We start from the raw sequence: 11,032 nt of genomic DNA on the forward strand, positions 1-11,032 counted from the left end.
GCTTTCAATCGATCCGCGCGCTGGCGGTGCTGATGTCCTTGCTCGGCACGATCGACCGGCCCGGCGGTTTCAGGCACAAGTCGCCTTATCCGCGGGCCGTGCCGCTCTCGGCCAAACCGCCGAACCACCCGGATGCCGTGCAGCCGAATACGCCGCTCGCCAACGGGCCGCTTGGCTGGCCCGCCGCACCCGAGGACCTGTTCATCGACGATGCCGGCGAACCTGTGCGGATCGACAAAGCGTTCTCCTGGGAATACCCGCTCGCCGTGCACGGGTTGATGCATAGCGTCATCACCAACGCATGGCGCGGCGATCCTTACCCGATTGATACGCTGTTGATTTTCATGGCCAACATGGCGTGGAACTCCTCGATGAACACGGTCGAAGTCCGCAAGATGCTGGTGGACAAGCATGAGGACGGCGACTACAAGATTCCGTTCCTGGTGGTCTGCGACGCGTTCCAGTCGGAGATGACCGCGTTTGCCGATCTGATCCTGCCGGACACGACCTATCTGGAGCGGCACGACGCGATGTCCATGCTAGACCGGCCGATCTCCGAGTTCGACGGTCCAGTGGATTCCGTGCGCGTGCCGGTGGTACCGCCGACCGGCGAATGCAAACCGTTTCAGGAAGTACTGATCGAACTGGCGAGCCGCCTAAAGCTGCCGGCATTCACCACAAAAGAGGGCACGCGCAAGTTCCGCGATTACCCGGACTTCGTCGTCAATTTCCAGACCGCGCCGGATTCGGGCGTGGGCTTCCTGATTGGCTGGCGCGGCAAGGACGGCGACAAGTCACTGGTCGGCGAACCGAATCCACGGCAGTGGGAGCAGTACGCCAACCACAATTGCGTGTTCCATTACACGCTGCCGGAGCCGCTGCAATACATGCGTGGCGTCAACGGCCCGTATCTGAAGTGGGCGGTGGAACATGGCTTTCGCAAGTTCGACACGCCGATCGTGATCCAGCTTTACTCCGATGCGATGCAAAAATTCCGCCTTGCCGCGCAGGGTAAAACGGCGGGGCGTCAGCCGCCTGATCATCTGCGCGAGCGCGTGGCGCGTTATTTCGATCCGCTGCCGTTCTGGTACGAACCGCTTGAACTCGCCGCCACTGACCTCACCCGCTACCCGCTGGCTGCCGTCACGCAGCGGCCCATGGCGATGTATCACTCATGGGACTCGCAAAACACGTGGCTGCGGCAGATTCACGGCGAGAACTATCTGTTCATGAATCCGTTGATGGCGCGTGAGAACGGTATCGAGGATGGCGGCTGGATCTACGTCGAATCGCCGTGGGGCAAGGTGCGCTGCATGGCGCGCTACAGCGAGGCGGTGGAGCCGGGCACGGTGTGGACCTGGAATGCGATCGGCAAGGCCACCGGTGCGTGGAATCTCGGGCCGGACGCCAACGAATCGCAGCGCGGCTTTCTGCTCAACCACCTGATCACCGACGAACTGCCCGGTGTGAAGCCAGGTGACGCCCGCATGTCGAACTCCGATCCGATCACCGGGCAAGCGGCCTGGTACGACGTGCGAGTCCGCGTCTATCCGGCTGAGGCCGGTGCGGACCATACGCTGCCGCAATTCGCGCCCATGCAGGCGCTGCCCGGTTCGACCGGGGTGCTCCAGCGCGTCGTCCAAACCTACTTCGCAGGACGTGGCGAGTTTGCTGCGCGCCTGCGCAGCGCCGGCAAACCAAAATAGCGAGGAGCATCCGATGACCCAGATGGCGCTCGTAATCGATCTGAACGTCTGCGTGGGATGCCACGCGTGCGTGACGAGCTGCAAGGAATGGAATACGTCCGGCGAGGCCGGCAGTCTGGCCGATTTCCGGCCCTACGACGCCGATCCGTCCGGCACGTTTTTCAACCGCGTGCAGACCTTCGAAGCCGGCGAGTTTCCGCTCACCGAAACCATCCACTTCCCGAAGTCGTGTCTGCACTGCGAAGACCCGCCGTGCGTGCCGGTGTGTCCGACCGGCGCGAGCTACAAGCGTAAGGAAGACGGGCTCGTGCTGGTGGACTACGACAAATGCATAGGCTGCAAGTACTGCGCGTGGGCGTGCCCCTACGGCGCGCGCGAACTCGATGAACAACGCAAGGAGATGACCAAGTGCACCCTGTGCGCGGATCGAATCCATAACGAAGCGCTGCCGGAACGCGACCGGAAGCCGGCCTGCGTGCTCGCGTGCCCGACTTCGGCGCGGCTGTTCGGCGATATTCATGATCCGGATTCGGTGGTGTCGAAGGCGATACGCGAACGCGGCGGATATCAACTGATGCCGGAGTGGAATACAAAGCCCTCCAATCACTATTTGCCGCGCCAGAAGACAAGCTCGTGCGGCGGCGACTCGTGTTCGTGCAAGTCGGGCAGCACACAGGCTGAAGTCGCGCAGGAGAGTCCATCCGCTGCATCCGCCGCTGCGTCCTCCGATACCCAAGCGGACCACGTACACCTCCACGCCGAGCAGCGGGGTCCGGTGTCTGAGATGTTGGGGCGCGTATTCAATATATTGAATCTCGGGAGACGCGTATGAAACCCGCATTTTCTGTTGTGTTCCTGACCACACTGATCGGCGCAGCGCAGGGCTTGCTTATCGCGCTGTTCGGCGTTGAGCTTGCCACGCGCATCGGGCTGACTGTGGCGAGTTCAGCGCCGCCGCAGATATTTTTCGTGCTGGATGCCGTGCTTGTCGTCGTGCTTGGCGGGCTCGGCCTGCTGGCCTCGTTCTTCCACCTTGGGCATCCCGAACGCGCATGGCGTGCGATCGCGATGTGGCGAACGTCCTGGCTTTCTCGCGAATGCCTGGCGTTGCCGGTGTTCCTCGGCTGTGCATTCGCCTATGGCGTGGCGCACTGGGTCGGGTCGCCGTGGTCGCTTGAAATCGGTGCGCTCGGCGCACTCGCGAGCGCCGCGTTGTTTGTATGTACCTCGATGATTTATGCCTGCCTGCGCTTCCTGCAGGAATGGGCAACGCCGCTCACGATGGTCAACTTCGTGCTGCTTGGCTGCGCCTCGGGGTTCACATTTGCGACGGCGAGCGCCGCGTGGTTCGACCCCTCGCTCGTCCCCGCACTCGCGGCCTGCGCTTGCGTGTTAACGCTGGCGGGCTGCGCGAGCCGGGTTGCGTCGCTCGTGCGGAACGCAGGTTTGCGACCGACATCAACCGTGCAAAGCGCGACTGGCATCAAGTCGGCGAAGGTCGTGCAGAAGTCGCGCGGTTTTACGGCAGGCGCGTTCAATCTGCGCGAGTTCTTTCACGGACAGACGCCGCGTGTATTGCGACGCATCAAGTGGACGTTCCTGGTTGCCGCATTCCTCGTTCCGTTCTTCCTGCTCGCGCTGGGCGGCAGTTCGTCGTCGGTTGCGGTCTCGATCTGGTTGCTGTGTGCCGCCTGTGCAGTTCAGTATGCCGGGCTGGTCGCGGAGCGCTGGTTCTTCTTTGCGGAAGCGCGGCACCCGCAAAATCTTTACTATAGTGCGGTTTCCTAAGGAGTCGAATGGGCGCCAGATGAAGCACCCCACAACGCCCTCAATCTCGCCGACACTATGCGTTAAAGAACTCGACAGCAAATTTGATGAGTTCGGCCTGACCTTCTATATCCAATTTACGCTTGATGGACATCCTGTGCGTCTCCACCGTCCGAATTGAAAGTCCATGCAGAACTGCGATTTGTTTGTTTGACAAGCCGTTTGCTACATCTCGCAGCACCTGTTGCTCGCGAGGCGTCAGTTTCTTCATCTGCAGATAGCGAACGGAGTCGAGCGTGAGACCGTAGTTCGGCGCCGGGGCGGCTTGATTGAGTTGATCGCTGAAGTAGGTGCCGCCGCCCAGGATGGTGTAGATGGCCGCTACGATTTCCGTGGCAGGCGCGTCTTTCAGAACGTACCCGCCCGCGCCCGCCATCTTCGCCTCAGCCATGTATTCCGCATTGTTGTGCATCGACAAGACGAGAACATGCATTGCCGGTCGACGTAGCCGGATTTCCCGCGTGAGTGCGACCCCGCTGCCGCCTTTCATGCTCAGGTCGGTCAGGACCAAATGCGGCTCAAGACGCTCAATCGCTGCTAGCGCTTCGGGCATATTGGCCGCCTCGCCCACTACGCGAAAGCCGTCGATTGCGTCAAGACGCAGCCTCAAGCCATCGCGCACGAGTTGATGATCGTCTACTAGCAAGATGTCGATAGTGCTTGTCATGTGCTGAGGTGGCTTGATGCGGGTGGAGAGAGATCGACTGGTATAACCGCCTTCAACTCGGTCCATCCCGGTTGCGATTGGATCACGAACGTGCCATTGAGCGATTCCACGCGTTCGCGCATATTGCGCAGTCCGATTCCTCGTCGTGGATCGGACTGTACCGCGCCGTAACCAAAGCCGATGCCGTCATCAATAATTGTCAGGACGACTTGACCTGGCACACAGGCGAGGATCACTCGGACACTGGACGCATGTGCATGACGCGCAATATTCGTCAGTGCTTCCTGCGCTACGCGAAACAACGCCGTATTCACCGCATCGGGCACAGTATGGGCATCGTTTGACGCTGCATTGACTGTTATGTTCGTGTGGGGCGTCTTGCCCGTTTCGTTAAACTCAAGCGCTAACTGTCGAAGCGCCGCGCCTAAGCCGAGATCGTCGAGCATCGCCGGCCGCAGATCGTGAGATATCTGCCGGATTTCAGCCAACGTTCGATTGGTCTGCGCCAGCGCATTTTGTATGGGCGGCCCGCTGGCGTCGTTTTGATCGGGGTTCACAGGCCTAAGTGCAAGCGCCGACTCCAGCAACAGCTTGATCGACACAAGCATCTGACTAATGCCATCGTGAAGCTCACGTGAGAGGCGGCCTCTTTCCGCCTCCTGCGATTCCACCACCTGGCGAGCCATTATCTTCAACTGTGCGTCCGAGCTGCGGTGGTCGGTGACATTCATCGCAACGCCGCACGCGCCGATAAACCCCATGCCCAGTGCGCCGACCAGGCCAATCAAAAACAGCGTGTGACGAATATTGGACGATGCCTGAAGTTCGGTTTGCAGGAGCGCAGCATTGACGTCGTCCAGATAGATGCCAGTCCCGACCATCCATCCCCATCGGTCGAACGTCACGACGTAGCCCAGTTTGGATTCCATCTTATGCGTCGAGGGACGCTCCCACAGATATTCAACGAAGCCGCCTCCACTCTTTGCTTTCTTCAATAGAGACTGGATAGTCAGCGCGCCGTGAGGATCCTGCATGGACCATAGATTGGTCCCTACGAGTTGGGCCTGGCGGGGATGCATAAGCAGATTGCCCTGCAGGTCATAGACGAAGAAATAGCCATCGTTACCGAATTCCAGCTTGGACAGCACCGCCAGCACCTGCGCGCGCGTACCGGGGTCGTCACGCCCCGAGTTATAGAGCGGCGCGACCGCACTTTCCGCAAGCGCGACGTAATTCTTGAGCTCGGTTTCCTTGCTGCTTCGATACGCAGCCGCCATCGCACGCTGTTCGGAATTCGACAATGCGTTGGCTTGCAACGATACGGCGACGGCAATCGTAGCCATTGCTCCGATGAAAGGCAGCAGGGCGAGAATCAGCCACTTTCGCTTCATCCCGTGCAGTAGGAGTCGCATTAAATTTGCCGCGTAGAAAGTTGAACTGCCTGGGCGCATGACGCTTGGACGTGGGTGGCGAGGTCAGCAACGCCATGCATGTGCGGATTGTGCCATCGAGACGAACATTGGTTCTTAACCGACCGGCCGCCTGCGTAGTAATACGTAGGGTGATTCCTCCCTTGACGGTCCATGGGCACGGTCTGCACAAGCGTCGCATCGCGGCTCGCGACGACTTTGCGCCCCTCTACGTATTACTACGGAAGGCGGCGAAACAAATTCCGCCAATACTCCCGCTTCAGTCCCCAAAGAGGCTGAATCCAGGAGATCGATATGAGTTCAGAAAGCGTGTCCACCGGACGACGCACAGTCGGCAGTCTATTGCTATTGATTCCCTACGTGGCCCTGATGTGGCTGCCCTTCTATAACGACACGCGGCCGTCATTCATGGGCTTCCCATTTTTTTATTGGTATCAGCTGCTATGGGTGCCGCTGACCTCCCTGATCTTGTACGTGGTCTATAGGTGGGTTCGATAATGCCGACGACATTCAATTGGACTTCCGGTCTGGTATTCCTGGGATTCTTCGCGCTGGTCACTGTGATCGGTTTCTTTGCTGCGCGCTGGAAGGCGGGCGACCTGACTCAATTGCACGAGTGGGGTCTGGGCGGACGGCAATTTGGCCCCGTGATTTCGTGGTTCCTGGTGGGCGGTGACTTCTATACCGCGTACACGGTCATTGCCGTACCTGCGCTGGTCTATGCGGTCGGTGCTTACGGATTTTTTGCGCTGCCCTACACCATCATCGTCTATCCGTTCGTATTTGCGGTCATGCCAAAGCTGTGGTCTGCCTGCCAGAAAGGCAATCACATCACGGCAGCCGACTTCGTGCAGGGCATCTATGGTGGCCGCTGGTTTGCAGCCGCGATCGCCCTGACGGGGATCGTCGCGACCATGCCTTACATCGCGCTGCAGCTAGTCGGCATGCAAGTGGTGATCAAGAGCCTGGGCGTGACCGGTGAAACACCGCTGGTGGTCGCTTTCATCATCCTGGCCGTCTACACCTACGCGAGCGGCTTGCGTGCGCCGGCGATGATCGCTTTTGTCAAAGACATCATGATCTATATCGTGGTGATCGCGGCGATCTGGCTTATTCCCAGCAAGCTGGGCGGCTATGCATCGGTCTTCGACGCTGCGGATCACTTCTTCACCGCGAAGGGCGGTAACACGGGCATCACGCTCAAGGCTAGCCAGTTCACGGCTTATGCAACGCTGGCGTTCGGGTCGGCGATGGCCGCCTTCATGTATCCCCACACGCTGACAGGCGTGTTGAGTTCAAAAAGCGCGAAGACCATCAAGCAAAATGCGATCGCCCTGCCGGCGTACACGCTGCTGCTGGGCCTGATCGCGCTGCTTGGCTACATGGCAATTGCGGCAGGCGTAAAGGTAACGTCCGCAACCGACGTGGTACCTGTGCTGTTCCTCAAGTTGTTCCCATCGTGGTTCGTCGGCTTTGCGGCCGCGGCGATTGCGATTAGCGCACTGGTACCGGCGGCCATCATGTCGATTGGTTCGGCCAATCTATTCACGCGCAATTTGTGGAAGCCGCTAATCCAGCCCAACATCACGCCATCGCAGGAAGCCTCCAATGCGAAAGTGGTATCGCTGGCCGTGAAGCTGGGCGCGCTGGTGTTCATCATTTTCCTGCCAACGCAGTTTGCAATCGACCTGCAGTTGCTGGGCGGCGTGTGGATCTTGCAGACGTTTCCAGCGGTGGTGTTTTCGTTATATACGCGCTGGCTCAAGCTGCCTGCATTGTTTATCGGATGGTTGGCCGGGATCGGGCTGGGCACCACACTCGCTTTCATGCAAGGCCTCAAGCCTATCTATGCACTGCATCTGGGTGACGCGACGTATCCGGTTTATATCGGCGTGCTCGCGCTGGGAGTCAATATTGTCGTGACCCTCGTACTGTCGGCAGTGTTGCCTGCGCGGATTACGCCTCTTACCCGGTCCGTCGCATGAGCGCGGTGAATTGAACACGCCGGCGATTCGAAAAAGGGAAGAAAAAGCGCTCGGCTAGCGGAGCCCAGGCAAAGCTGCCGGAACCCGGAAGCGGCGGTCCCGATACGAAAAACGCCCCATGATCGAGGCAAGATATCGATCGTGGGGCGGTGACGTAAAGCTGACGAGCGCGGCTAACTCTGGCGCTCCGGCGATGAAACAGCCGGTCTGAATGATGGCTTACTGAGCTACTGCGCCTGAACCCTGCTGCGACGAACCAGTAGCTACGCCGCCCATTGCGGCGTTCTGGGCAGCAACACGGGCTTCAGCAGCCTGGAGGTTCGACGGGTATTGTTGCGGGTTGTACCGGGCCGGGTTGTAGCCAGCCTTTTCGATTTGCACCAGTTGTTCGTTTACTTGCGCACGGGTCAAAGGTTTGTTCGACTGGGCGAAAACGGCAACCGGAGCGGCAAGGGTAGCGGCAATAACAACGGCTTGAATGAGCGATTTCATGATTTTTATCCCAGGGATTGTTCTTTTTCGGGCTGCAGACTGGTTCGTTTGCAGCAACGAAGACAGTCTACGAAGATCGCAAGCTAGGGTAAATACCTAATTTACGAATTCACTGTTTCCCAAAAACAGAACAATCGGGGCGGAAACAAGACCTCGATCCTTACCAGATCCAAACACCGGATAACCCTGCTTGCTGCCAAACGAGGCCGCATTGATGTTCTTTCCGCCGGTTCCCTGTTCAATCATCTGCTTCGCCGCCTCGCAGCAAGGGAATCAGGGAGAACGTGAACCAAAGAACCGGCAAGCGATCTCCGTCCTTGCCGGCCGCGCTGCGTCAGGCGAAAGCACATCCGCCGTCAAGCCGAATGTGCGGAACTCGGCGGCACCCGGTACCCGGTAGCCATGCTTTCAGAGAATGGGAGTTATTCATCCTGGCTACCTACCGGCGCGACGCGCGTTCCCGGAAGATCCTATCCAAGACGAGTCGACGGTTCGCCTACCCAGATTCGATATCCTGATTAACCCGCCGGAGACTCATCATGTCGCTCCAGGACAAGCTCGACGCATTCAAGGCCGATTTCAAGGCAGGCAAGCCACCGTACAAGGCACCACCCGAAATCCATCCGATCATGGAACGCGCGACCGCGGAACTCATCGCCAGCGGCCAGGCTACCCGCGCCGTCAAGGCGGGCGACCGCGCCCCGCAATTCCGCCTGCAGGACCAGGACGGCAACGCAGTGTCCTCTGCCGAGCTGCTAGCCAAGGGACCGCTTATCGTCACGTTCTACCGTGGCGTCTGGTGTCCGTACTGCAACCTCGAACTGCAGGCAATGAACGAAGTCCTGCCCCAGGTTCAGGCACTCGGCGCCAACGTGGTCGCGGTCTCGCCGCAGACCGCCGTCAACAGCCGTAAGTCCGTACGCACCAACGAGCTGCGCTTCCCCGTACTGAGCGACGTCAGGAACGAGACCGCCGCCGCGTTTGGCCTGCGTTTCAATCTGCCCGACTATCTGGTCGACTTGTACAAGTTGCTCAAGAACGATCTGCCGTCGTTCAACGACGATCCGAGCTGGACGCTGCCGATGCCGGCACGCTATGTCATTGGCCAGGACGGCGTCGTGCTGTACTCCGAAGTCAATCCCGACTACACGCGTCGGCCCGACCCGTCGGACATGCTGCCGGTCCTCGAGAAGGCCGTCAGCGTCTGACCCAGGCCCTCTCCCGCGCAGCAGCATGCGGCGCGGTCTTTCCCGCTCATCTAGAGCATCACGAGATACGTCGCGTTAGCCGTTGTTCCAAACTGCCTTGCGCTTTTCCAAAAAGGCATGCACGCCTTCGCGCTGGTCCTCCCCATCGAAGAGGTCCATGAAGCGCTCGCGCTCCAACGCCAGCGCGGCCCTTCGCGGGACACCCTGACGAGCGCTGTGAATCAGTTGTTTGCTAAACGCTACCGCTTGCGGGCTCAGGCTTGCCACGCGTTCCGCCATTTTGAGTGCCGAATCCAGCGATTCTCCCTTGCCCACGATCTCCTCGACCAGTCCGATTTGCAAAGCGGTATTGGCATTCACCCGTTCGTTGGTCAGGATCATGCGCTTGGCCCAGCCCTCCCCCACCAGCCAAGGAAGCGTCTGAGTACCACACCCGGAGGGAAGCAATCCCACCGCGGGTTCCGGCAGTGCCATCTGCGACTGCTCTTCGGCAATGCGAATGTCGCAAGCGAGCGCGCATTCCAGTCCGCCCCCCATTGCGTAGCCGTTGATTGCTGCGATAACAACCGGGCGTGCCTCCTGCAGCGCTTCGAACGCTTCACCGAATCTTTGCGCCATCAAACGCGCCTCTACTTTGTCACCTGCGGCAAAGCGCTTCAAGTCCGCGCCGGCGCTGAAAAACTTGTCGCCCGCGCCAGTCACCACGACGGCATAGATGTGCCGATCGTCATTCAATGTGCGTACTAGCTCCTTTAGCGATAGCAAACTTTCGGCGGTGAAGGTATTAGCCGGCGGATTGTTGAGGGTCAGGACGGCAGTGTGGCCCTCCTTCCGATAGTCGATCATTTTGCTCTCCGATGGTTGAAAAGGCACGACACGCATCCTCAACGTAGGACGCAGACATCGATGAACGCCAACGTCACGAATGGGCATCGCGCAAGGATTAATGCTTTATCGCGTCTACGTCACTGCACCCGTTCTTTAACGTAACGACCCGGTGCGGCCTCGATCTCCTTATATTTTGCATTGCCAAGTTTCTTCGGTGCCGGGATCTCTTCCCCGGAATGCGCTTTGAGCCACGCAGCGTAATGGGGCCACCAACTGCCCTGCACTGAGTGCGCGCTTGCAAGCCACTCGTCGGCACCTTTGTCCGAATCGCCGCCAACCCAATAGTTCCGCTTGTTCTTGGAAAATGGATTGACAGGACCGGTGATGTGACCGCCTCCGCCCAGTACAAACTCGACCTTACCCCTGGAATGTCTCACGTCCGCATAACAGTCACGCAAGTAGGATGAGAACATCGGTCCGGGCAAGTTGCTGTCGTCGCTGTTCCAATAAAAAAGGTCAAACGCGTACGGCATCTTGCCTTTCAAGTAGTTGTTGATCACGAAGGACCACACTAGATCGTTCGCGCGTAGGCTCGCAAAAGCCCGAGAGAGCTCTTTGCCGGAGACGATTCCACCTCGGGAGAGGGCATTGAGTCGCTGATCGAGAAGAGCTCGACCCAGATACATGCCGATTTCACCTGGGTCAGAGTAATCCAGCATGGCAATGAGCTGGGTCATGCTGGCCACTGCATATTTTCGCTTTGAGGCAAGCACGGCAAGTGCACAAGCCAGCAGAGAGCCGCCAACGCAGTAGCCTAGTGCATTGACCTTCTCCTGCTTCGTGATTTCGGACGCTACTTCGATCGCCGCTATCACACCCTTCTCGACAT

Annotated in this window: 12 protein-coding genes; 6 read left to right on the plus strand and 6 right to left on the minus strand. The window is 59.1% G+C overall.

Going from position 1 to position 11,032, the window contains the following annotated elements; all coding sequences use genetic code 11:
- From WCA53_RS15935 to WCA53_RS15945, 3 genes are all read left to right on the plus strand, one after another.
- Positions 1-1,706, plus strand: a 1,706-nt coding sequence (locus WCA53_RS15935; protein ID WP_423912185.1) for a molybdopterin oxidoreductase family protein, incomplete at its 5' end; no start/stop codon positions are given.
- Between the two features lie 13 nt (positions 1,707-1,719).
- Positions 1,720-2,538 carry a 4Fe-4S dicluster domain-containing protein gene (locus tag WCA53_RS15940; protein WP_423912189.1) on the plus strand — a complete coding sequence of 273 codons (819 nt, stop codon included), beginning with the start codon at positions 1,720-1,722 and terminating at the stop codon, positions 2,536-2,538.
- Positions 2,535-3,494, plus strand: a complete 960-nt coding sequence (locus WCA53_RS15945; protein WP_423912192.1) for a dimethyl sulfoxide reductase anchor subunit family protein — start codon at positions 2,535-2,537, stop codon at positions 3,492-3,494. The genes WCA53_RS15940 and WCA53_RS15945 overlap by 4 nt, the downstream gene beginning before the upstream one ends.
- 55 nt (positions 3,495-3,549) lie before the next feature.
- On the opposite strand, the gene WCA53_RS15950 is transcribed toward WCA53_RS15945, so the two are convergent.
- A complete protein-coding gene (locus tag WCA53_RS15950) occupies positions 3,550-4,200 on the minus strand; it encodes a response regulator (RefSeq protein WP_423912195.1) in 651 nt (216 codons plus the stop codon).
- Positions 4,197-5,612, minus strand: a complete 1,416-nt coding sequence (locus tag WCA53_RS15955; RefSeq protein ID WP_423912198.1) for a cache domain-containing protein — start codon at positions 5,610-5,612, stop codon at positions 4,197-4,199. Before WCA53_RS15955 ends, WCA53_RS15950 begins: the two co-directional genes overlap by 4 nt.
- A 312-nt stretch (positions 5,613-5,924) precedes the next feature.
- Between WCA53_RS15955 and WCA53_RS15960 the strand changes: the two genes are divergently transcribed.
- Together WCA53_RS15960 and mctP are read left to right on the plus strand one after the other, a co-directional pair.
- Complete coding sequence (locus tag WCA53_RS15960; RefSeq protein ID WP_423912201.1) at positions 5,925-6,128, plus strand: DUF3311 domain-containing protein; 204 nt, start codon at positions 5,925-5,927, stop codon at positions 6,126-6,128.
- On the plus strand, positions 6,128-7,615 hold the full coding sequence (mctP, locus tag WCA53_RS15965; protein WP_423912205.1) for a monocarboxylate uptake permease MctP: 1,488 nt from the start codon (positions 6,128-6,130) through the stop codon (positions 7,613-7,615). The genes WCA53_RS15960 and mctP overlap by 1 nt, the downstream gene beginning before the upstream one ends.
- Positions 7,616-7,834: 219 nt before the next feature.
- On the opposite strand, the gene WCA53_RS15970 is transcribed toward mctP, so the two are convergent.
- Both WCA53_RS15970 and WCA53_RS15975 read right to left on the minus strand, forming a co-directional pair.
- Positions 7,835-8,107, minus strand: coding sequence for a DUF4148 domain-containing protein (locus WCA53_RS15970; protein ID WP_423912210.1), 273 nt, complete (start codon positions 8,105-8,107; stop codon positions 7,835-7,837).
- 96 nt (positions 8,108-8,203) lie between these two features.
- On the minus strand, positions 8,204-8,353 hold the full coding sequence (locus WCA53_RS15975; RefSeq protein ID WP_423912212.1) for a hypothetical protein: 150 nt from the start codon (positions 8,351-8,353) through the stop codon (positions 8,204-8,206).
- A gap of 293 nt (positions 8,354-8,646) precedes the next feature.
- Here WCA53_RS15975 and WCA53_RS15980 point away from each other — a divergent pair, with 293 nt between their 5' ends.
- The gene (locus tag WCA53_RS15980) at positions 8,647-9,315 is read left to right on the plus strand and encodes a peroxiredoxin-like family protein (RefSeq protein ID WP_423912215.1); all 669 of its coding nucleotides are present in this window, start codon (positions 8,647-8,649) and stop codon (positions 9,313-9,315) included.
- 75 nt (positions 9,316-9,390) lie between these two features.
- On the opposite strand, the gene WCA53_RS15985 is transcribed toward WCA53_RS15980, so the two are convergent.
- On the minus strand, positions 9,391-10,161 hold the full coding sequence (locus tag WCA53_RS15985) for an enoyl-CoA hydratase (protein WP_423912217.1): 771 nt from the start codon (positions 10,159-10,161) through the stop codon (positions 9,391-9,393).
- 119 nt (positions 10,162-10,280) lie between these two features.
- Positions 10,281-11,032, minus strand: a 752-nt coding sequence (locus tag WCA53_RS15990) for an alpha/beta fold hydrolase (protein ID WP_423912220.1), incomplete at its 5' end; no start/stop codon positions are given.

The organism is Caballeronia sp. (assembly GCF_049581465.1).
Classification (GTDB): Bacteria; Pseudomonadota; Gammaproteobacteria; order Burkholderiales; family Burkholderiaceae; genus Caballeronia.